This is a genomic window from Streptomyces sp. AM 2-1-1 (assembly GCF_029167645.1).
GTDB lineage: Bacteria > Actinomycetota > Actinomycetes > Streptomycetales > Streptomycetaceae > Streptomyces.
On the sequence record NZ_CP119147.1, the window covers coordinates 2,133,260 to 2,154,208 of the forward strand.

A 20,949-nucleotide genomic window follows, 5' to 3' on the forward strand; every position below is an offset into this window, starting at 1 on the left:
CCCCGGCCGCGCTCAGAACCCCGGCGGCTCCGTGTAGACGCCCCACTCCTCGCGCAGCACCCCGCAGATCTCGCCGAGGGTCGCCTCCGCGCGTACCGCCTCCAGCATCGGCGGAACCATGTTCGAGCCGTCACGGGCGGCGGCGAGCATGGTGTCCAGCGTGTCTCGCACCCGGGCCTCGTCGCGGGCGGCCTTACGGGCGCCGAGGGCGCGGACCTGCTCGCGTTCGACCTCGTGGCTGACCCGCAGGATCTCCAGGTCGCCGGTGACGGAGCCGTGGTGGACGTTGACGCCGACGACCCGCTTGTCGCCCTTCTCCAGGGAGCGCTGGTACGTGAACGCGGAGTCCGCGATCTCCCCGGTGAACCAGCCGTCCTCGATGCCGCGCAGGATGCCCGAGGTGATCGGCCCGACGGGGTGGCGCCCGTCCGGATGGGCGCGGGTGCCGCGTTCGCGGATCTGCTCGAAGATCTTCTCGGCGTCCGCCTCGATCCGGTCGGTGAGCTGCTCGACGTACCAGGACCCGCCCAGCGGGTCGGCCACGTTGGCGACGCCGGTCTCCTCCATCAGCACCTGCTGGGTGCGGAGCGCGATCTCGGCGGCCTGTTCGGAGGGGAGGGCGAGGGTCTCGTCGAGCGCGTTGGTGTGCAGCGAGCTGGTGCCGCCGAGGACGGCGGAGAGCGCCTCCACGGCGGTGCGCACGACGTTGTTGTACGGCTGCTGGGCGGTGAGGGAGACCCCCGCGGTCTGGGTGTGGAAGCGGAGCCACTGGGCCTTGTCGGTCCGCGCGCCGTAGGTCTCCTTCATCCAGCGGGCCCAGATCCGCCGGGCGGCGCGGAATTTGGCGATCTCCTCGAAGAAGTCGAGGTGCGCGTCGAAGAAGAACGAGAGGCCGGGCGCGAAGGTGTCCACGTCGAGCCCCCGGGAGAGGCCGAGTTCCACGTACCCGAACCCGTCGGCCAGCGTGTAGGCGAGCTCCTGCGCGGCCGTGGAACCGGCCTCGCGGATGTGGTACCCGGAGACGGAGAGCGGCTTGTACGCGGGGATGTCGCGGGCGCAGTGCTCCATCAGGTCACCGATGAGCCGCAGGTGCGGTTCGGGCTGGAAGAGCCACTCCTTCTGCGCGATGTACTCCTTGAAGATGTCGGTCTGCAGGGTGCCGTTGAGCACAGCGGGGTCGACGCCCTGGCGTTCGGCGGCGACGAGGTACATGCAGAAGACCGGGACGGCCGGTCCGCTGATCGTCATCGAGGTGGTGACCTCGCCGAGGGGGATGTCCCGGAAGAGGACCTCCATGTCGGCGGCGGAGTCGATGGCGACGCCGCAGTGGCCGACCTCCCCGAGCGAGCGGGGCTCGTCGGAGTCGCGGCCCATCAGCGTCGGCATGTCGAAGGCGACACTGAGCCCGCCGCCGCCCGCGGCGAGGATCATCTTGTACCGCTCGTTGGTCTGCTCGGCGTTGCCGAACCCGGCGAACTGGCGGATGGTCCAGGTGCGGCCCCGGTAGCCGGTCGGGTGGAGGCCCCGGGTGAACGGGTACTCGCCGGGCCAGCCGATCCGCTCGAAGCCCTCGTACGTGTCACCGGGGCGGGGCCCGTACACCGGGTCAACCGGGTCCCCGGAGAGCGTGGTGAAGTCCGCGTCACGCGTGCGGGCCTTGTCGTAACGGGCCTGCCAGCGTCGGCGGCCCTCCTCGATCGCGTCAGCGTCCATGGAGTCGAATTTACTAGGACGTCCTAGTAAAAGTCGATGACAAACCGCCCGGCGCTTCGCGCGGGGCGGTTCGGTTCGTCCGGACGGGCCGGGCCGGACTCAGGCGTTCTCGACCGGGCTGCCCTGCTCGGACCGTTTCGGGACGCCGCCCGGGGCAGCGCCCGCGATCAGCGGCTCGACCTCCCGGGCGACCCGGCGCTCGACGAAGAACGCGGCGGTCGGGATGGTGCCGGCGATCAGCACCCAGAGCAGCTTGCCGACCGGCCACTTCGCCTTGGACCCGAGGTCGAAGGCGAAGAGGAGATAGACGATGTAGAGCACGCCGTGGATCTGGGAGACGACGAGCGTCAGGTTCTCGCCCTTGTCGAATCCGTACTTGAAGACCATGCAGAGGCAGAGGATCAACAACATGACGGCGGTGACGTAAGCCATCACCCGATAGCGGGTCAGCACGCTGCGTTTCATGACATCGAGGTTAGCCGGAGCCCGGGGGCGATCTTGCAGCGGGCACACCCGGGGGCGCACGCCCCCGCCCGCCCCGCTCAGGCGTCCTCGAAGTCCCGGGCGGCGACCCGCAGCGGCCGCAGCATCGCGAAGATCTCCGCACACTCCTCGGCGTCGTACACGCCCAGGCCGAAGTCCATCGCCATCAGGTCCTCGGACGCCGCCTCGACCACCTCACGGCCCTTCTGGGTGATGGAGGCGAGCGTGCCGCGGCCGTCGTTGGGGTTGGGCCGCTTGTCGACCAGGCCGGATCTCACCAGCCGGTCGACGGTGTTGGTGACCGAGGTCGGGTGCACCATCAGACGCTCGCCGATCTTCGACATCGGCAGCTCGCCCTCCTTGGAGAAGGTGAGCAGCACCAGCGCCTCGTACCGGGCGAACGTCAGCCCGTACGGTTTCACCACCGCGTCGACCTCCGCGAGGAGGATCTGCTGCGCCCTCATGATCGAGGTGATCGCCTGCATGGAGGGGACGGGCCCCCAGCGCTGCCGCCAGAGTTCGTCGGCGCGTGCGATGGGATCGAAGGGAAGGCTGAGCGGCTTCGGCACAGCCCCGACCTTACCCACTGGTCACATCGCGGCGGGTGCCGTCTCGGAGTTCGGTACCGGATGCGCGCGGGGCGACGCCCGCGGGGCGCGAGCCCCCCGAACGGGGGCGGTTTCGGGTGCGGGTGGTTGACGCCTCGGGGAAACCGGTGTCGCGCCACCGCACCCCCCGACGGATATGTCACGATCGCCCGCATCTCTGGGCCTCGTGAGGCGCCGTCCGGGCTCGCCCCGCCCGTGACTCCCGCTTCCCGGCGATGCGCACCGCCCGCTGCCCGTCACCCGTCGCCCGTTGTTCGCCGGGCCACCGTCCGAGGGGGCTGGATGTCCGGCCGCAGGATCTTGCCCGTCATCTCCGCCGCCGTGGCCGTGTCGGCCGCGCTCGCCGTCGGCTGCTCGTCCCCGCCCGGCAGACCGGCCGGGAGCCCCGGCGGGCCCACCGCGTCCGCGGCGGACGCCGTCCGGCCCGGCCCGGCCCCCTACTGGGTGGACCCGGAGAGCGACGCCGCGCGCCAGGTCCGGGCCTGGCGGGAGGCGGGGCGGACGGCGGACGCGGAGCTTCTGGAGCGCATCTCCACCCGCCCGGTGGCCGACTGGCCCGCCGGGGACGACCCGGAACCGGACATCGCCGCCGCCGTACGGGGCGCCTCCGCCACCGGGCAGAGTGTGCTGCTCACGGCCTACAACATCCCGCACCGCGACTGCGGCGCCTACTCGGCGGGCGGGGCGCCCGACGCGGGCGCGTACCGGACGTGGACGGAGCGGTTCGCCGGGGCGATCGGGGACGCGCCGGCCACGGTGATCCTGGAACCGGACGCCGTCGCGCACGTGGTGGACGGCTGCACGCCGCCGTCGAGCCACGCCGAGCGGTTCGACCTGCTCTCCGGGGCGGTGGACACCCTCAAGGCCCGCCCGGGAACCAAGGTCTACCTGGATGCCGGGAACCCGGAGTGGCACGCCGACCCCGCCAAGCTGGTCGAACCGCTCCACCGGGCCGGCATCGACCGGGCGGACGGCTTCGCGCTCAACGTCTCCAACTTCCAGACCGACGCCACGGTGAGGGCTTACGGGGCGCGGCTCTCCGCCCTCCTCGGCGGCGCGCACTACGTGGTCGACAGCAGCCGCAACGGCCGGGGTCCGCTGGTGGGTGACCGGACCGAGGCCTGGTGCAACCCGCCGGGCCGGGCCCTGGGCACTCCCCCGACCACCGACACCGGGGACGCGCGGCTGGACGCGTACCTCTGGATCAAGCGGCCGGGTGACTCCGACGGCCCCTGCCGGGGCGGCCCGGCGGCCGGCACCTGGTGGCCGCAGTACGCCCTCGGCCTGGCCCGGGCCGCGGGGTCCTGAGTCCGCGGCCCGCACCGCCTACCCGACCTCGACCCACTTCGCCACGGAGGGGACGCCGTCGGCGTCCGTGACGAAGAGCATGTACCAGCCAGGAGGAACCAGCGTGCTGTCCTCGGGCACCGTCACGGAGATCTTCCCCCCGCTCCGGCGCAGCTCCAGCGCGATAGACCGCTGCTCGACATCGGTGGAGTGGGTGACCGCGCTCGGCCGCATCAGCCGGGCCGTCCGCACCCGGCCGCCCCCGGTGACCGCGTAGGTGACCGTCTCGCCGCGCTCCACCTGTCCGGGCCCCGCGCCGATCACCGGCCGGTCCCCGCGCGCGCGGTGCAGCACGGCCGGCGTGAAGACCTCCATGCGCTGCTCGAACGTGCCCAGCCTGGTGTTGGCCCGGTCGGCGTAGAGCGGGTCGGAGCCGAAGGTCGCCACCCGTCCGTCGGGCAGCAGCAGCGCCTCCGAGTGGTAGTTCCGGCCGACCGTGGGAGCGGCCGCCGCGGTGAACCCACCGGTCTTCGGGTGGTACGTCTGCGCCTTGAGGACGTTGCTGTCGCCGCGCCCCCGGTAGTCGCTCGATCCGCCGCTGGTGAAGACGGTGTCGTCCGGCATGATCACGCTGTTGAGGTAGCGGGTGCCCTGCGGCAGATCGGGGCCGGACCGGAAGACGGGCGTCTTCTCCTTCAGGTCGACGATCGCGGTGCGGGCGGTCGACACCTTCGACTCCCCCACTCCCCCGCCCCCGAGGATCATCACCTTCTGGTCCTGGACCGGCGGCAGCATCAGGGAGGCGGCGGTCTCCGTGGCGTCGTAGTCGGTGAGGCCCCCGACTGCCTTGAAGGTGTTCTTCCGCAGGTCCCAGAGCCCGGCCGCGCGCCCCTTGTCCGCCGGGCCGTACCCGGCGTTGGCGCCCGGGTAGAAGAGCTTGCCGCCCTGGATGAGGAAGAGGGCGGGGTAGGTCGGGAAGTAGCGGAACGGGCCCTTGGACCACTTCCCCGTCCTCTGGTCGTAGATCTCGGTGTCGCCCGACAGGATCTCGCCGACGTCGTCGAGCCCCGAGACGGCGAGCACCCGTCCGTCGCCGAGCCCGACGAGCGTCGGGTACCAGCGGGCCTTCCTCATCGGGTCGACCCTGATGTACTTCTCGGCCAGTGCGTCGAACTCGTAGGCCGCCCTGATGCCCTGGAAGTCCTGCTTCCGCATCGTGATCCTCTCGGCGAGGCCGTAGGAGTTGTCGGCGTCCTTGCCGGTCAGGCCCTCGATCTCGTACTGCGCGGACTCGGTGGTGACCGAGTCGGGGCCCGGCTCCACCGCCTCCACGAAGACCCGCTGCTCGGCGGCGGTCACCTTCGTCCTCCACGGCTTCATCCCGCCGTCCTCGAAGTAGGTGACGTCGAAGCCGCGTCCGGCGCGGGGGACGGTCACGTCGAAGAGGGAGCGGTACGCGACACCGGCGGGCGAGCGGAAGACCGTGCCCTTCTTCAGGAAGAGCGCCTTCTCCGGGTTCTCGTTCTTGACCCGCATCCCGCCGCCGGCCCGGGTGACCTCGCCGTCCAGCACCTCGTAGCGCGCGGTGCCGCCCGCCACCAGCAGTCGGCCGTCCGGGAGCTGGGCGTGGCCGCCGCAGAAGAAGTCCACCGGGGTGGCGATCTTCTTGAAGGTGTTGACCACCGGGTCCCACAGGACGGTGTCGAAGGTGCCCGCGTCGAAGTGCTTCTGGCTGTTCCCGGAGCCGGCGACGATCAGCACCTTGCCGGTGTGGAGCAGGGCCGCGTGGATGGCGTTGGTCCGGTACTTCTCCGGGATGTCCACCTGCTGCCAGGAGCCGTACCGCGCCTGGTAGCCGGGCTGGGCGATCTTGTACGCGTGGTACTGGTCGTGGGCGAAGGAGAGTGCCGCGGGGGCGTTGAGCCCCGCGAGCACCAGGACGGCCCCGCTGCCGAGGACCGCCTTCCTGAAGCGCCTGGTGGGCCGGTGGGCCATGGGTCAGTTCCCTCCTGCGGTGCTGCGCGCCGCCGTCGCCGCGACGCTGTGGACGGGTCCGGCCGCTCCGGCGACCGCGGTGGTGGTCGTGCTGGTCCTGCTCGTGGCCGTCGTGCTCGTGGTCGTCGTGGTGATGAAGGCCGTGCCGTCGGGCAGCGGGTGCGGGGCAGGCCCGAGGCCCCTGGGGTGGGCCTGCTGACGGACGCTCTGCCGGGGCCGTACGGTCCGCGGTACCCGGCCCGCGCGACCTACCGCCCGCCGGGTGGTGTACGCCCACACCGCGACCGGGGAGAGCGCCACGGCCAGGGCGAGCACCGCCCAGGTGCGCATCGCGACGTGGGTGTGGTGGAGCGGGACCGAGGCGGCGAGCGAGGCCAGCAGTACGGCGGCCCAGGAGAGGTGGACGCGGAAGGTGAGGAGCCGGTCGGGGCTGGTGGCGCCCCCCTTGGGCGTGACGACGAAGCGCCCGCTCGTCCGCAGCACGGCGGCGGCGAGCGACTTCAGGTAGATCGGCGCGCAGAGCGCGGACATCGCCATGCCGGCGATGCCGCCGGAGCCGGCGGGTTCGTGCGGCGAGACGTTGTGCCGCCGGTTCCAGAGGTAGAGACCGATCTGCAGGGCCGCGGCGTCGCTGTAGAGCATCAGCCAGAGGGAGGCCGAGACCTCGGTGCCGGAGGCGCCGAGGCAGAGGAAGAGGACACAGCTGCCGACCCCGAGCAGCCAGTTGACGGCGGTCATCGGGTAGTAGACGAGCATCAGGGTGTAGCTCAGGAGCCGGCCCGGGGGCAGCCGGAAGAGTCCTTTCGGGTACTGCCGCAGCAGCGTCTCGTACGTCCCGCGCGACCAGCGCAGCTGCTGGGTGAAGAAGTCGGTCCAGGAGGCCGGGCCCTCGCCGACGGCCAGGACGTCCGGGGTGTAGACGGACCGCCAGTGGCGTCCGGTGAGCGGGTTGCGGCGGCGGTGGATCTCGAAACCGGTCGCCATGTCCTCGGTGATGGAGTCGTAGAGCCCGCCGGCCTGGCGCAGCGCCGCGACGCGGACGACGTTGTTGGTGCCGACGAACATGGGCGCCCCGTAGCGGTTTCCGGCGCGCTGGATCAGGGCGTGGAAGAGGAACTGCTGGGATTCGGCGGCCTTGGTGACGGCCGCGTCGTAGTTGCCGTAGACCTGCGGGCCGACGACGAAGGCGGTGTCGGGGTCGCGGAACCAGCCCAGCATCCGCTCCAGGTAGTCGGGGAGCGGGACGTGGTCGGTGTCGACGGAGGCGAAGAACTCGTAGGCGTCGCCGTGCCGGTCGAGCCAGGCGTTGTAGTTGCCGTGCTTGGTCTTCGCCCGGTGGGCGCCCTTCGGCCGGTTCCACCCGGGGACGCCGCGCCGGGTGAAGTGGTGGACGCCGAGCTCCGCGCAGAGCGCCCGGGCCCCGGGGTCGTCGCCCTCGTCGAGCAGCCAGACGTCGAGCGGTCCGTCGTGCCGGAGCCGTACGGCGCCCCGGAGGGTGGCGCGGACCATGGAGAGGGGTTCCTTGCCCGGGACGTACGTGGTGACGAAGGCGACCCGGGTGCCGGGTTCGGGGACGACTGGGACCGGGTCCCTGGCGACCATCGTCGCGTGCGCGAGGGAGACGACGTTGACGAGCATGAAGAGCTCGATCAGGGCGACGGAGACGAGCATCGCGGTGTCGGCGGCGACGAGCCAGGGTTCGCCGCCTTCGCGCCGGGTCCAGTGCGTCGGCCAGACGAGGTAGAGCATCAGGAGCCCGGTGAGGAGCGGGGCGAGGGTCGTCAGCAGGAGGGCTCGGGCGCTCCGTTCGTGGGCCTCGCGGAGACTCCGGTACCGCACCCGGTACTCCGGCCCTCCCGGTTCCGTGAGCGGACCCGCGATCCGGCTGTGGGAGTCGTAGTCGTACACCTCCGACCGCACCGTGCCTCCAATGTCGAACCGGTCTGTCTCCCCACATAAGTGGATCTTCCGGAGCGGGGCGACCCGGCAGGGCCGAGTGAGGGGTTCGCGCGGGGGCGGCGTGGCGCGTTCCGGGCGCGTCGCACCCGGAACGCGGGGAGCCCCCGGCCGTGTTGCGGCGGGGGGCTCCTCGGGGATCCGGGGCGGCGGGGGAACGGACGGTGTGTCAGGTGGCCAAGTACCGTTCCACGGTCTCGACCTTGGTGGTGAGGCCGTCGGTGACGCCGGGTCGGATGTCGGCCTTCAGTACGAGGGAGACGCGTCCGGCGCGGGCCTCGACGGCGGCGACGGCGCGCTTGACGACGTCCATCACCTCGTCCCACTCGCCCTCCACCGAGGTGAACATGGCGTCGGTGCGGTTGGGCAGTCCGGACTCGCGGACGACGCGGACGGCGTCGGCGACGTACTCGCCGACGTCCTCGCCGACACCGAGCGGGGAGACCGAGAAGGCGACGATCACGCGTTCACCGTGCCTTCGCGGCGGGCGCGGGCGGCGATGACGCCGTCGGACTCGTACCGCTTGAGGAGCTTGTCGCCGTAGAGCCCGCCGAACGGCAGGAGGCAGAGCAGGAAGAAGAGCGCGACGCGCTTGACGGGCCACTTCGCCTTGATCCACACGTCCAGCAGGAACAGGACGTAGATCACGAAGAGGAGGCCGTGCAGGGCGCCCAGCGGCATCATCAGGAAGTCGATGTCGGAGACGCGGCTGAGGATCGATCCGAAGACGATCAGCGCCGGGAAGGAGAGCGCCTCGGGAATCGAGATGAGGCGCAGCCGGTGCAGGGCGGTAGCGGTCTTGATGTCCACGGGGGCACCTTCGGTGGGAGGGTCGTCACGGCTTGTGAACGCGCGCACAAGCGCGGGTCCCCATTGTGGCACCGTCCGCCCTCCCCTCCTGCCGCGGGGGCGCGGGGCGCGGGGGAGAGCGGGGCCGGGGGCGGCGCCACCTGGCGGTGAACCGTGATCCTTTCCCGGACACTGGCCCGTACGGCGGGCGGGCGGCTACCGTCGGTGCGTGGCGATGTTCCGGCTCCAGGGAAGCAAGACGCTCGCCGTCGATCTGACGGGCGACGCGGTGAAGGCGAAGAACGGCTCGATGGTCGCGTACGACGGCCGCATGTCGTTCAAGAAGATGTCCGGCGGGGGGGAGGGCCTGCGCGGGATGGTGACCCGTCGGCTGACCGGCGAACAGATGACGGTGATGGAGGTGCAGGGGCAGGGCACCTGTTACTTCGCCGACCGCGCGAGCGAGATCAACCTCGTCTCGTTGCGCGGCGAGAAGCTCTGGGTGGAGGCGAGCAACCTGCTCTGCACGGACGCCGGACTGCGCACCGGCACCACCTTCACGGGGTTGCGCGGCGGGGCGAGCGGCAACGGTCTGTTCACCACGACCGTGGAGGGCACCGGGCAGGCGGCGATCATGTCGGACGGCTCCGCCGTGGTCCTCCGGGTCACCGCCCAGTACCCGCTCAACGTCGACCCCGGCGCGTACATCGCCCACCAGGGCAACCTCCAGCAGCACTTCCAGTCCGGGGTGAGCTTCCGCACGTTCATGGGCGAGGGGTCCGGGGAGTCGTTCCAGATCCGTTTCGAGGGCGAGGGACTCGTGTACGTGCAGCCCAGCGAGCGGAACACCGTCGGGGGCGACGTCTGATGCCGTTCCGTGAGATCAACGCGAAGATGATCGAGGCGACGGTCGTCCCCGGTCAGAAGATGTACAGCCAGCGCGGCGCGATGCTCGCCCACCGGGGCGAGGTCTCCTTCACCCCGAACGTCCAGGGCGGCCAGGGCGGGCTGATGTCGATGATCGGCCGGCGGGTGGCGAACGAGGCGACTCCGCTGATGACGGTGGAGGGCAGCGGTACGGTGATGTTCGGCCACGGCGGCCACCACATCCAGGTGATCAACCTCGCGGGCGACACCCTCTACGTGGAGGCCGACCGACTGCTCGCGTTCGACGGGACGCTCCAGCAGGGCACGATGTTCATGGGCTCGCAGGGCGGGGTGATGGGGATGGTGCGCGGTCAGGTGACCGGGCAGGGGCTCTTCACCACGACCCTCAAGGGCCACGGCGCGGTCGCGGTGATGGCCCACGGCGGGGTGATCGAACTGCCGATCACGCCCGGCCGCGAGGTGCACGTGGACCCGCAGGCCTACGTCGCCCACCACGGGGACGTGCGCAACAAGCTCTCCACGGCGCTCGGCTGGCGCGACATGGTGGGGCGCGGCTCGGGCGAGGCGTTCCAGCTGGAGCTCAGCGGCAGCGGTGCGGTGTACGTCCAGGCGTCGGAGGAGAAGCTGTGAGCACGCCCGTGATCTTCGATCCGATGACGCTGCCGTCGGACGACAACGTCAACGCGTACACCTTCTGCGTGGAGCTGAAGGGCAGTCAGTGGTTCCTCCAGAAGGGGAAGATGATCGCCTACTACGGGCGCATCGACTTCGACGGGGTGGGCAACGGCCGCTTCGACCGGTTGCTGCGGACGAGCTTCCACTCGCCGATGCACGCGGGCGACTGGGTGGTGGCCGAGGGCAGCGGCAAAATGCTCCTCGCGGACCGGGCCTTCGACGTCAACTCCTTCGACCTCGACAACGGCAACCTGACGATCCGCTCCGGCAACCTGCTCGCCTACCAGCCGACCCTGGCGCTGAAGCAGTCGATCGTGCCGGGGTTCCTCACCCTGATCGGTACGGGGAAGTTCGTGGCGGCCTCGAACGGGCCGGTGGTCTTCATGGAGCCGCCGCTGCGGGTGGATCCGCAGGCGCTGGTCGGCTGGGCCGACTGCCCGTCGCCGTGCCACCACTACGACCACGGGTACATGCGGGGCGTGATGGGCGGGCTGCGCTCGCTGACGGGGATCGGCGGGACCTCCGGCGAGGAGCACCAGTTCGAGTTCGTCGGCGCGGGGACGGTGCTGCTCCAGTCCACCGAGGTGCTGATGGCCGAGCAGTCGGTGGGCGCGGTGCCGGTGGAGGCGGGTGTTCCCGGCGCCGGTGTTCCCGGCGTCCACGGCGGGGGTCAACCTGGGTCCGCACCCCGCCTCCCCGGTCAGCTGGGCGATCTCCAGCGCCGGTTCGGTCTGTGAGCGGTACTCTGCGGAGCGTGATTCCCAGGGGTGCGCCCCGGGCGGCCCCCCGCGCGCCCCGCGCACCGTTCGGGGCGCGTGCGGCCCGGCGGCCGGCGGTGGGTGCCGGGAGTCACAGTCCTCACTTCGTCCGGCTTTCAACTTCTTAGGTAGAATCCACATATGGAGACCGAGACGGCCACCCGCTGGCTGAGCGACGCGGAGCAGTGCGCCTGGCGCACCCACCTGGACGTCAGCAGACTGCTGTCGCACCAGCTGGAGAGAGACCTCCAGCCGTTCGGCCTGACCATGAACGACTACGAGATCCTCGTCAACCTCTCCGAGGCCGAGGACCAGCGCCTGCGGATGAGCGACCTCGCGGCACTCACCCTGCAGTCCAAGAGCAGGCTCTCGCACCAGATCACCCGGATGGAGAACGCCGGGCTGGTCAAGCGCGAGAACTGCGAGTCCGACCGGCGCGGACTCTTCGCGGTCCTCACCGACCTCGGCGGGGAGACGATGCGGAAGGTGGCGCCGTTCCACGTCGCCTCCGTCCGCAAGCACTTCATGGACCTGCTGACCCCCGAAGCGCTCGCCGAGCTCCACGCGGCCCTGACCCCGATCGCCGACCACCTGCGCGGACGGCGCGGCAAGCCGTAACGCCGAGGTGCCGTACGGGGCGGCGGCACGCCGCCCCGTACGCGCCGGGTCAGGAACCGGCCGAGGTGAGCTGGGCGACCAGTTCGTCGGCCGCGCCGTACGGGTCCAGCCGGCCCGCCACGATGCGCGTCGCCAGGGCGTCGAGCCGGTGGTCGCCGTGCAGGTCGGCGATCCGCTCGCGCAGGGCGGTGACGGCGATCGTCTCCACCTCCCGGGCCGCCCGCGCGGTGCGCCGGGCGGCCAGCACCCCGCGCTCCTCCATCCACGCCCGGTGCTTCTCCAGCGCCTCGACGAGCTCGTCGACGCCCTCGCCCCGGGCGGCGACCGTCTTCACCACCGGCGGCCGCCAGTCGCCCGGTTCCCGGGACTCCCCGAGGCCCAGCATGTGGTTCAGCTCCCGGACGGTGGCGTCCGCGCCGTCCCGGTCCGCCTTGTTGACCACGTAGACGTCGCCGATCTCCAGGATTCCGGCCTTCGCCGCCTGGATGCCGTCGCCCATGCCCGGCGCGAGCATCACCACCGAGGTGTCGGCCTGCGAGGCGATCTCCACCTCGGACTGCCCCACCCCGACCGTCTCCACCAGCACCACGTCGCACCCCGCCGCGTCCAGCACCCTGATCGCCTGGGGCGCCGACCGGGCGAGACCGCCCAGATGGCCCCGGGTCGCCATGGAGCGGATGTAGACCCCGGGGTCACCGGCGTGGTCCGACATCCGCACCCGGTCCCCCAGCAGCGCCCCGCCGGAGAACGGCGAGGACGGGTCGACCGCGAGCACCCCGACCCGCTTCCCGGCCTTGCGGTAGGCGGTGACCAGCGCCGAGGTGGAGGTGGACTTGCCGACGCCCGGCGATCCGGTCAGCCCGACGACGTACGCGTGCCCGGCGAGCGGGGCCAGCGCGGCCATCACCTCCCGCAGCTGCGGGGACGCCCCCTCCACCAGTGAGATCAGCCGGGCGACGGCACGGGGCCTGCCCTGCCGTGCCTGTTCGACCAAGGTGGGGACGTCCACCGTCACCGCTCCGTTCCTGTTCACCGCGCGGGCCGGGCCCGGACCGGCGTGGGCTGTTGGCTACCCGTATTACTTGCCCGGCACGCGGATGATCAGCGCGTCGCCCTGACCGCCGCCGCCGCAGAGCGCCGCGACACCGGTGCCGCCGCCGCGCCGGCGCAGTTCCAGCGCCAGGTGCAGCACCACCCGGGCGCCGGACATCCCGATGGGGTGACCGAGGGCGATGGCGCCACCGTTGACGTTGACCTTCTCCGAGGTGAGCCCGAGGTCCTTCATCGACTGCACCGCGACCGCGGCGAACGCCTCGTTGATCTCGACCAGGTCCAGGTCGTCGACGCTCAGCCCCTCCTTCTTCAGGGCGTGCCGGATGGCGTTGGACGGCTGGGACTGGAGCGAGTTGTCCGGACCGGCCACGTTGCCGTGGGCGCCGATCTCGGCGATCCAGTCGAGCCCCAGCTCCTGGGCCTTCGCCTTGCTCATCACGACGACCGCGGCGGCGCCGTCCGAGATCTGCGAGGAGGAGCCGGCGGTGATCGTGCCGTCCTTCGCGAAGGCGGGGCGGAGCTTGCCGAGCGACTCGGCGGTCGTCTCGGGCCGGATGCCCTCGTCCTGGGAGAAGAGCACCGGGTCGCCCTTGCGCTGCGGGATCTCGACCGGGGTGATCTCGGCCTCGAAGAGACCGTTCTCGCGCGCGGCCGCGGCGCGCTGGTGGGAGAGGGCGGCGACCTCGTCCTGCGCGGCGCGCTCCAGGCCCAGGCGGGTGTTGTGCTTCTCGGTCGACTCCCCCATCGCGATGTTCTCGAAGGCGTCGGTCAGACCGTCGTACGCCATCGCGTCGAGCATCTCGATCGCGCCGTACTTGTACCCCTCGCGGGACTTCGGCAGGAGGTGCGGGGCGTTGGTCATGGACTCCTGGCCGCCGGCCACCACGACGTCGAACTCACCGGCGCGGATCAGCTGGTCGGCCAGCGCGATGGCGTCGAGCCCGGAGAGACACACCTTGTTGACGGTGAGGGCCGGGACGTTCATCGGAATGCCCGCCTTGACGGCCGCCTGCCGGGCCGGGATCTGCCCCGCCCCGGCCTGGAGCACCTGGCCCATGATCACGTACTCGACCTGTTCGCCGCCGATGCCGGCCCGGTCCAGCGCCGCCTTGATGGCGAAGCCGCCAAGGTCCGCGCCCGAGAAGCTCTTCAGGGAGCCGAGCAGCCGGCCCATGGGCGTCCGGGCGCCCGCGACGATCACTGAGGTGGTGGTACCGGTCGTTCCTGACATGGGCACGGCCCCTAAGAGGTGAGGGTGTCGAGAGGGTCGTCCCGTGATCGGCGGTGGAGCGGATCACCCACCGGGGGTGACGGGACGGCCTTGAGGGTTGATTCGAATGTACTGAGAGGCCCCCCGCCCGTCATCCGGCAGCGCGTGTGATCGCGCGCACCTTGCCAATCCAGCTCCCGGACGCTGCACTGGTCCCATGCTGACGCGAATCGACCACATCGGGATCGCCTGCTTCGACCTCGACGAGACGGTGGAGTTCTACCGCTCCACGTACGGCTTCGAGGTCCACCACTCGGAGGTCAACGAGGAGCAGGGTGTACGTGAGGCCATGCTGAAGATCAACGGGACCTCGGACGGCGCGGCCTCCTACCTCCAGCTCCTGGAGCCGACCCGGCCCGACTCGGCCGTCGGCAAGTGGCTGGAGAAGAACGGCGAGGGGGTCCACCACATCGCCTTCGGCACCGCGGACGTGGACCAGGACTCCTCGGACATCCGCGAGAAGGGGGTCCGGGTCCTCTACGACGAGCCCCGCACCGGCTCCATGGGTTCCCGCATCACCTTCCTCCACCCCAAGGACTGCCACGGGGTGCTCACCGAACTGGTCACGTCCCGGACGGAGCACTGACCGCCGGATACCCGGCCCGGTAGAGTGGGCCGTTCCGGGCCGGGGCCGGGGTCGGGGCCGTAAGGACGTCCCTGTCGTTTGTCTGTCACTATTCCCGGGGGACCGCTCGCCGGCGGGCGGTCCTGTATGGAGAGTTGCGACCAGGGGACGGATGGGACCGCGCAGTGCGGGGCTACGAACGCCAGGAGAGCCACCGAGCTGAAGACGACCACCTCTCGCGGTTCGAAGCCGAGATGGACCGGCTGAAGACCGACCGGGAGAAGGCCGTCCAGCACGCCGAGGACCTCGGTTACCAGGTCGAGGTCTTGCGAGCCAAACTGCACGAGGCACGGCGCACGATCGCGACCCGTCCCGCCTACGGCGGCGCGGACCTCGGGTACCAGGCCGAGCAGTTGCTCCGTGACGCCCAGGCCCAGGCCGAGCAGATGCGCACCGACGCCGAGCGCGAGCTGCGCGAGGCCCGGGCCCAGACCCAGCGCATCCTCCAGGAGCACGCGGAGCACCAGGCCCGGCTCCAGGCCGAACTGCACAACGAGGCGGTCCAGCGCCGCCAGCGCCTCGACCAGGAACTGGCCGAACGACGGCAGACCGTCGAGGCCCACGTCAACGAGAACGTCGCCTGGGCCGAGCAGTTGCGGGCCCGTACGGAGTCCCAGGCCCGCCGGCTCATGGAGGAGTCCCGGGCCGAGGCCGAGCAGGCCCTGAACGCCGCCCGGAGCGAGGCCGCCCGGGTCGCCGAGGAGACCCGCCAGCGGCTCGGTTCCGAGGCCGAGACCTCCCGTGCCGAGGCCGAGGCGATCCTGCTGCGCGCCCGCCGGGACGCCGAGCGGATGCTGAGCACCGCCGCCGGCCAGGCGCAGGAGGCCACCCAGCACGCCGAGCACCTGCGGTCCACGACGAGCGCCGAAGCCGACCAGGCCCGCCGGCAGGCCACCGAGCTCCAGCGCGCCGCCGAGCAGCACGCCCAGGAGGCCGAGACCCGGCTGCGCGAAGCGCGGCTGGAGGCGGAGAAGCTGCTCTCCGAGGCCAAGGAGAACGCGTCGAAGACGCTGGCCGGGGCCGAGTCGCAGAACGAACAGCGCACCCGCACCGCCAGGTCGGAGATCGCCCGCCTCGTCGGTGAGGCGACCAAGACCGCCGAGACGCTGAAGGAAGAGTCCGAGCAGGCCCTCGCCGACGCCCGCGCCGAGGCCGAGCGGCTCCTCGTGGAGGCGACCGAGAAGGCGCGTACGGCGGCTGCCGAGGACGCCGCCGCCCAGCTCGCCAAGGCCGCCCGCAGCGCCGAGGAGGTGCTGACCAAGGCGTCCGAGGACGCCTCGGCCACCACCCGGGCCGCCGCCGAGGAGGCCGAGCGCGTCCGCCGCGAGGCGGAGGCCGAGGCGGACCGGCTGCGCGGCGAGGCCGCCGAGCAGGCCGACCAGCTCAAGGGCGCCGCCGAGGAGGGCACCAAGGAGTACCGGGCCAAGACGGTCGAACTCCAGGAGGAGGCCCGCCGGTTGCGCGGCGAGGCCGAGCAACTGCGCTCCGAGGCGGTCGCCGAGGGCGAGCGCATCCGGGGCGAGGCCCGTCGCGAGGCCCTCCAGCAGATCGAGGAAGGTGCCCGCACCGCCGAGGAACTGCTGACCAAGGCGCGTACGGACGCCGAGGAGTTGCGCGCCTCCGCCTCCACCGACGGCGAGCGGGTCCGCACCGAGGCGGGCGAACGCGCCGCCGCCCTGCGCAAGCAGGCCGAGGAGGCGCTGGAGCGCTCCCGCGCCGAGGCCGAGACCCTGCGCACCGAGGCCGAGGAGCAGGCGGAGTCCGTGAAGACGGCGGCCGACGAGGCCGCCGCCGCGCTCCGTGCCGAGACCGAGCGTCAGGTGACGGCCCGTGCCGAGGAGGCGGCGGCCGAGCTGGACCGGCTGCGCGCCGACGCCGAGGCCCGGGTCGCCTCCGCCGAGGAAACGCTCGGTACGGCCCGCACGGAGGCGGAACACGTCCGTCGCGAGGCGGCCGAGGAGACGGAGCGGTTGCGCGGCGAGGCCGCCGAGCGGCTGCGGACGCTCCAGGAGCAGGCCGAGGCGGAGGCGCAGCGGCTGCGCGACGAGGCGGCGGCCGACGCGGCGCAGTCGCGTGCCGAGGGCGAGAACGTCGCCGTACGGCTGCGTACCGAGGCGGCCACCGAGGCGGAGCGCCTCAAGACCGAGGCGCAGGAGACGGCCGACCGGGTGCGGGCCGAGGCGGCCGCTGCCGCCGAACGGGTGGCCGCCGAGGCCGCCGAGGCGCTGGTGGCCGCGCAGGAGGAGGCCAACCGGCGCCGCCGCACGGCCGAGGAGACCCTGGAGGCCGCGCGGTCCGAGGCCGGGCAGGAGCGCGAGCGGGCCCGCGAGCAGAGCGAGGAACTCCTCGCGTCCGCCCGTACCCGGGTGGAGGAGGCGCAGGCCGAGGCGCAGCGGCTCACCGGCGAGGCCGAGAGCCGGGCGTCCGAGCTGGTCGCCACCGCCGAGCAGACCGCCCAGCAGGTACGCGACGCGGTCGCCGGGCTGCACGAGCAGGCCGGGACGGAGATCGCCGCGCAGCGCGCCGCCGCCGAGCAGGAGGCCGGCCGGACGAGGACCGAGGCGCTGGAGGAGGCGGACCGGCTGCGCGCCGACGCCGCCGCCGAGCGGGAGCGCGCCTCCGAGGACGCCAACCGCATCCGCCGGGTCGCGGCCGAGGAGACGGACGCGGCGAAGGCGCTCGCGGAGCGCACCGTCACCGACGCCATCGCGGAGTCCGAGCGGCTGCGCGCGGAGGCCGCGGAGTACAGCCAGCGGGTGCGTACGGAGGCGTCCGACGCCCTCGCGTCGGCCGAGCGCGACGCGGCACGGGCCCGTGCGGAGGCCCGCGAGGACGCCAACCGCATGCGGTCGGACGCGGCGACGCAGGCCGACCGGCTGGTCGCGGAGGCGACGAACGAGGGCGAGCGGATCCGCCAGGAGGCGACCGACTCCTCGAACCAGCTCGTCGGCGAGGCCACCCGGGAGGCGGAGCGGCGGCGCTCGGAGGCGGCGAAGACCGTGGCCTCGGCGCAGGAGCACGCCACCCGTACCCGCGAGGAGGCCGAGAAGCTGCGCGCCGACGCGGAGAAGGCGTCCGAGAAGCTGCGGAGCGAGGCCCGCGAGGAGGCCGAGCGGGTGCTGGACGAGGCACGCCAGGAGGCGGCCAAGCGCCGCACGGACGCGGCCGAGCAGGCGGACCAGCTGATCAACAAGGCGCGCGAGGAGGCTCTGCGGACGGCCACCGAGTCGGAGGCGCAGGCCGACACCATGGTCGACGCCGCCCGCACGGAAGCCGCCCGGATCACCGCGGAGGCCACCGTGGAGGGCAACACCCTGGTGGAGCGGGCCCGTGCCGACGCCGACGAACTGCTGGTCGGCGCGCGGCGCGACGCCACCGCCACCCGGGAGCGCGCGGAGGAGCGGCGCGCCCGGATGGAGGCCGAGATCGAGGAACTGCACGAGCGGGCCCGGCGGGAGACCTCCGAGCAGATGAAGACCGCCGGCGAGCGGGTCGACCATCTGATGAAGGCGGCCACCGAACAGCACGACGAGGCCCAGAAGAAGGCCAAGGAGTTGCTGTCGGACGCGAATTCGGAAGCCGGCAAGGTCCGTATCGCGGCGGTCAAGCGCGCGGAGTCCCTGCTCAAGGAGGCGGAGACCAAGAAGGCGACCCTCATTCGCGAGGCGGAAAAGCTGCGGGCCGACGCGGAGGCGGAGGCGAAGCGTACGGTGGACGAAGGACAGCGCGAACTCGATGTGCTCGTGCGCAGGCGCGCGGACATCAATACGGAGATCTCCCGGGTCCAGGACGTGCTGGAGGCGCTGGAGTCTTTCGAGGTACCGACGGGGGGCGGGAAAACCACCGGCGGCGGGCCCATCGGGGCCGTCAAGGCCGCGGCGGGGGCGGGCACCCGCGGCGGCGGCAAGCAGCCGGAGGGATAGACCTGGCCGGGGCCGCCCACGCGCACCGGACGGCGGACCGCCGGGCCCTCCGGGCGATCAGCACCCACGGGGGCCGGCCACCCGAAAGAGGTGTCATTCTCCAGATCAAACTGGTATCTCCACGCTGACACGCCGCTTTGGCCCCTAGGATTCCCTCTATCACCTCACCGGTCTCATTCGACAGGAAACCCATGAGCGACCCCTCTTCCCCCTTCGGCTTCGAGCTCGTGCGACGTGGTTACGACCGCGGTCAGGTGGACGACCGCATTACCAAGCTCGTCGCCGACCGTGACAGCGCACTGGCGCGCATCACCTCCCTGGAGAAGCGCATCGAGGAACTCCACCTCGAAACGCAGAACGCCCAGGCCCAGGTGAATGACGCCGAGCCCTCCTACGCCGGCCTCGGTGCCCGCGTCGAGAAGATCCTCCGCCTCGCCGAGGAGGAGGCCAAGGACCTGCGAGAAGAGGCCCGCCGCGCCGCCGAGCAGCACCGGGAGCTGGCCGAGTCGGCCGCCCAGCAGGTGCGCAACGACGCGGAGAACTTCGCCACCGAGCGGAAGGCGAAGGCGGAGGACGACGGGGTCCGCATCGTCGACAAGGCCAAGGGCGAGGCGACCACGCTGCGCACCGAGGCGCAGAAGGACGCCCAGCAGAAGCGCGAGGAGGCGGACGCCCTCTTCGAGGAGACCCGCGCCAAGGCCGCCCAGGCCGCCGCGGACTTCGAGACCAACCTGGCCAAGCGCCGCGACCAGTCGGAGCGCGACCTCGCGTCCCGTCAGGCCAAGGCCGAGAAGCGCCTCGCGGAGATCGAGCACCGCGCGGAGCAGCTCCGCCTGGAGGCCGAGAAGCTCCGTACGGACGCCGAGCGCCGGGCCCGCCAGACGGTGGAGACCGCGCAGCGCCAGTCCGAGGACATCGTGGCCGACGCGAACGCCAAGGCCGACCGCATCCGCAGCGAGTCGGAGCGCGAGCTGGCGGCGCTCACCAACCGCCGCGACTCGATCAACGCCCAGCTGACCAACGTCCGCGAGATGCTGGCGACGCTGACCGGCGCGGCCGTGGCCGCCGCCACGTCCCCGGTGGACGACGAGCCCGCCACCCGTGGTGTCCCGGCCCAGCAGACCCGCTGACGCCGGCTCACCACCCCCGGCCACTCCGTGCGCCCGGTTCCGCCTTTGTGGTGGCGCCGGGCGCGCGGCCGTTCTAGCGTGAGCGCATGATCGAGCTCGAGGGACTGACCAAGCGCTACGGCCAGAAGGTCGCCGTCGACGGGCTGACGTGCCGGATCAGACCGGGGATGGTCACCGGCTTCCTCGGCCCGAACGGGGCGGGGAAGTCCACCACGATGCGGATGATGCTCGATCTGGACAACCCGACCAGCGGTTCGGTGCTCATCGACGGCCGGCGCTACCGCGATCTGGACGAGCCGCTGAAGTACATCGGGGCGCTGCTCGACGCCAAGTCGATGCACGGCGGCCGGAGCGCGTACAACAATCTGCTCTGCCTGGCCCAGAGCAACCGCATCCCGGCGTCCCGGGTCGCGGAGGTGCTGGACACCGTGGGGCTGAGCGCGGTGGCGAAGAAGAAGTCGAAGGGCTTCTCCCTCGGCATGGGGCAGCGGCTCGGGATCGCCTCGGCGCTGCTGGGTGATCCGCAGATCCTGATGTTCGACGAGCCGGTCAACGGTCTCGACCCGGAGGGCATCCACTGGATCCGCAACCTCATGCGGTCGCTCGCCGCCGAGGGCCGGACGATCTTCGTCTCCTCGCACCTGATGAGCGAGATGGCGCTGACGGCGGACCATCTGATCGTGATCGGTCAGGGGCGGCTGCTCGCCGACACCTCGATGGCGGACTTCATCCACGAGAACTCGCGGAGTTACGTACGGCTGCGCTCTCCCGAGCAGGAGCGGCTGCGCGACGCGCTCGCCGCCGGGGGCTACACCCCGGTCGAGGCGGGGAACGGCACCCTGGAGGTCGACGGGGCGAGCAGCGAGGAACTCGGTGAGCTGGCCGCCCGCCATCAGCTGGTCCTCCACGAGCTGAGCCCGCAGAGGGCGTCGTTGGAAGAGGCGTTCATGCAGATGACGGCGGGTTCGGTGGAGTACCACGCGCACGGGGACGTCGACGGCGGTGCGGGGCGGGCAGCTCCTCCGGGGGCGACTCCGCCGGCCGCCCCCGGCACGCCGGGTCCTGCCGGCGCCCCGTGGGGCGCGGGCTGGAACGACACCGCGGCCGGCGGCTCCACCGGCTCCGGGTCCTCCGGCTCCGGGTCCTCCGGCTCCACCGACGGCAAGGGGGTGTGACCG

The 20,949-nt window shown here is 72.1% G+C and carries 18 protein-coding genes; 9 read left to right on the forward strand and 9 right to left on the reverse strand.

The window, feature by feature from the left end; genetic code table 11:
* Window positions 1–12 precede the first annotated feature (12 nt).
* The 3 genes from PZB77_RS08890 to PZB77_RS08900 form a co-directional block, all read right to left on the reverse strand.
* The gene (locus PZB77_RS08890; protein WP_275492027.1) at window positions 13–1,713 is read right to left on the reverse strand and encodes a methylmalonyl-CoA mutase family protein; all 1,701 of its coding nucleotides are present in this window, start codon (window positions 1,711–1,713) and stop codon (window positions 13–15) included.
* A gap of 99 nt (window positions 1,714–1,812) precedes the next feature.
* Window positions 1,813–2,178, reverse strand: a complete 366-nt coding sequence (locus PZB77_RS08895; protein ID WP_275492028.1) for a DUF3817 domain-containing protein — start codon at window positions 2,176–2,178, stop codon at window positions 1,813–1,815.
* Window positions 2,179–2,255: 77 nt separating this feature from the next.
* Entirely contained in the window at window positions 2,256–2,765 is a 510-nt protein-coding gene (locus tag PZB77_RS08900) for a MarR family transcriptional regulator (RefSeq protein ID WP_275492029.1), read from the reverse strand.
* Window positions 2,766–3,086: 321 nt separating this feature from the next.
* Here PZB77_RS08900 and PZB77_RS08905 point away from each other — a divergent pair, with 321 nt between their 5' ends.
* Window positions 3,087–4,112 (forward strand): glycoside hydrolase family 6 protein, encoded by a 1,026-nt coding sequence (locus PZB77_RS08905; RefSeq protein WP_275492030.1) that lies wholly within the window; start codon window positions 3,087–3,089, stop codon window positions 4,110–4,112.
* An 18-nt stretch (window positions 4,113–4,130) separates the two neighbouring features.
* Here the strand turns inward: PZB77_RS08905 and PZB77_RS08910 are convergent, their stop codons facing one another.
* The 4 genes from PZB77_RS08910 to PZB77_RS08925 all read right to left on the reverse strand — a co-directional run bounded on the left by PZB77_RS08910 (window position 4,131) and on the right by PZB77_RS08925 (window position 8,852).
* Window positions 4,131–6,086: a galactose oxidase-like domain-containing protein gene (locus PZB77_RS08910; protein WP_275492031.1), complete on the reverse strand. Its 1,956-nt coding sequence runs from the start codon at window positions 6,084–6,086 to the stop codon at window positions 4,131–4,133.
* A gap of 3 nt (window positions 6,087–6,089) precedes the next feature.
* Window positions 6,090–8,006: a cellulose synthase catalytic subunit gene (locus PZB77_RS08915; RefSeq protein ID WP_275492032.1), complete on the reverse strand. Its 1,917-nt coding sequence runs from the start codon at window positions 8,004–8,006 to the stop codon at window positions 6,090–6,092.
* Between the two features lie 205 nt (window positions 8,007–8,211).
* Window positions 8,212–8,505 carry an MTH1187 family thiamine-binding protein gene (locus PZB77_RS08920; protein ID WP_275492033.1) on the reverse strand — a complete coding sequence of 98 codons (294 nt, stop codon included), beginning with the start codon at window positions 8,503–8,505 and terminating at the stop codon, window positions 8,212–8,214.
* The gene (locus PZB77_RS08925) at window positions 8,502–8,852 is read right to left on the reverse strand and encodes a DUF3817 domain-containing protein (RefSeq protein WP_275492034.1); all 351 of its coding nucleotides are present in this window, start codon (window positions 8,850–8,852) and stop codon (window positions 8,502–8,504) included. Before PZB77_RS08925 ends, PZB77_RS08920 begins: the two co-directional genes overlap by 4 nt.
* 214 nt (window positions 8,853–9,066) lie before the next feature.
* Between PZB77_RS08925 and PZB77_RS08930 the strand changes: the two genes are divergently transcribed.
* The 4 genes from PZB77_RS08930 to PZB77_RS08945 all read left to right on the forward strand — a co-directional run bounded on the left by PZB77_RS08930 (window position 9,067) and on the right by PZB77_RS08945 (window position 11,770).
* Entirely contained in the window at window positions 9,067–9,699 is a 633-nt protein-coding gene (locus PZB77_RS08930) for an AIM24 family protein (RefSeq protein WP_275495969.1), read from the forward strand.
* Entirely contained in the window at window positions 9,699–10,349 is a 651-nt protein-coding gene (locus PZB77_RS08935) for an AIM24 family protein (protein WP_275492035.1), read from the forward strand. The genes PZB77_RS08930 and PZB77_RS08935 overlap by 1 nt, the downstream gene beginning before the upstream one ends.
* Window positions 10,346–11,131 (forward strand): AIM24 family protein, encoded by a 786-nt coding sequence (locus PZB77_RS08940; protein ID WP_275492036.1) that lies wholly within the window; start codon window positions 10,346–10,348, stop codon window positions 11,129–11,131. Before PZB77_RS08935 ends, PZB77_RS08940 begins: the two co-directional genes overlap by 4 nt.
* A gap of 162 nt (window positions 11,132–11,293) precedes the next feature.
* Window positions 11,294–11,770 carry a MarR family transcriptional regulator gene (locus PZB77_RS08945; RefSeq protein ID WP_275492037.1) on the forward strand — a complete coding sequence of 159 codons (477 nt, stop codon included), beginning with the start codon at window positions 11,294–11,296 and terminating at the stop codon, window positions 11,768–11,770.
* A 49-nt stretch (window positions 11,771–11,819) separates the two neighbouring features.
* Here PZB77_RS08945 and meaB read toward each other — a convergent pair whose 3' ends face one another.
* Window positions 11,820–12,785 carry a methylmalonyl Co-A mutase-associated GTPase MeaB gene (gene meaB / locus PZB77_RS08950; RefSeq protein WP_275492038.1) on the reverse strand — a complete coding sequence of 322 codons (966 nt, stop codon included), beginning with the start codon at window positions 12,783–12,785 and terminating at the stop codon, window positions 11,820–11,822.
* A gap of 63 nt (window positions 12,786–12,848) precedes the next feature.
* The gene (locus tag PZB77_RS08955) at window positions 12,849–14,054 is read right to left on the reverse strand and encodes an acetyl-CoA C-acetyltransferase (RefSeq protein ID WP_275492039.1); all 1,206 of its coding nucleotides are present in this window, start codon (window positions 14,052–14,054) and stop codon (window positions 12,849–12,851) included.
* A gap of 196 nt (window positions 14,055–14,250) precedes the next feature.
* Between PZB77_RS08955 and mce the strand changes: the two genes are divergently transcribed.
* The 4 genes from mce to PZB77_RS08975 all read left to right on the forward strand — a co-directional run bounded on the left by mce (window position 14,251) and on the right by PZB77_RS08975 (window position 20,946).
* Entirely contained in the window at window positions 14,251–14,679 is a 429-nt protein-coding gene (gene mce / locus PZB77_RS08960) for a methylmalonyl-CoA epimerase (protein ID WP_275492040.1), read from the forward strand.
* 164 nt (window positions 14,680–14,843) lie between these two features.
* Window positions 14,844–18,641, forward strand: coding sequence for a polarized growth protein Scy (gene scy, locus PZB77_RS08965; RefSeq protein ID WP_275492041.1), 3,798 nt, complete (start codon window positions 14,844–14,846; stop codon window positions 18,639–18,641).
* 191 nt (window positions 18,642–18,832) lie between these two features.
* Window positions 18,833–19,771, forward strand: coding sequence for a cellulose-binding protein (locus PZB77_RS08970; RefSeq protein ID WP_275492042.1), 939 nt, complete (start codon window positions 18,833–18,835; stop codon window positions 19,769–19,771).
* An 86-nt stretch (window positions 19,772–19,857) separates the two neighbouring features.
* Window positions 19,858–20,946 carry an ATP-binding cassette domain-containing protein gene (locus tag PZB77_RS08975; RefSeq protein ID WP_275492043.1) on the forward strand — a complete coding sequence of 363 codons (1,089 nt, stop codon included), beginning with the start codon at window positions 19,858–19,860 and terminating at the stop codon, window positions 20,944–20,946.
* The last annotated feature ends 3 nt before the right edge of the window (window positions 20,947–20,949 follow it).

Coding starts and splice junctions, on each gene's coding strand:
- PZB77_RS08975 (WP_275492043.1), top strand. CDS start 19,858: ATGATCGAGCTCGAGGGACTGACCAAGCGCTACGGCCAGAAGGTCGCC.
- PZB77_RS08955 (WP_275492039.1), bottom strand. CDS start 14,054: ATGTCAGGAACGACCGGTACCACCACCTCAGTGATCGTCGCGGGCGCC.
- PZB77_RS08910 (WP_275492031.1), bottom strand. CDS start 6,086: ATGGCCCACCGGCCCACCAGGCGCTTCAGGAAGGCGGTCCTCGGCAGC.
- PZB77_RS08970 (WP_275492042.1), top strand. CDS start 18,833: ATGAGCGACCCCTCTTCCCCCTTCGGCTTCGAGCTCGTGCGACGTGGT.
- mce (WP_275492040.1), top strand. CDS start 14,251: ATGCTGACGCGAATCGACCACATCGGGATCGCCTGCTTCGACCTCGAC.
- PZB77_RS08890 (WP_275492027.1), bottom strand. CDS start 1,713: ATGGACGCTGACGCGATCGAGGAGGGCCGCCGACGCTGGCAGGCCCGT.
- PZB77_RS08905 (WP_275492030.1), top strand. CDS start 3,087: ATGTCCGGCCGCAGGATCTTGCCCGTCATCTCCGCCGCCGTGGCCGTG.
- PZB77_RS08930 (WP_275495969.1), top strand. CDS start 9,067: ATGTTCCGGCTCCAGGGAAGCAAGACGCTCGCCGTCGATCTGACGGGC.
- PZB77_RS08945 (WP_275492037.1), top strand. CDS start 11,294: ATGGAGACCGAGACGGCCACCCGCTGGCTGAGCGACGCGGAGCAGTGC.
- PZB77_RS08935 (WP_275492035.1), top strand. CDS start 9,699: ATGCCGTTCCGTGAGATCAACGCGAAGATGATCGAGGCGACGGTCGTC.
- PZB77_RS08895 (WP_275492028.1), bottom strand. CDS start 2,178: ATGAAACGCAGCGTGCTGACCCGCTATCGGGTGATGGCTTACGTCACC.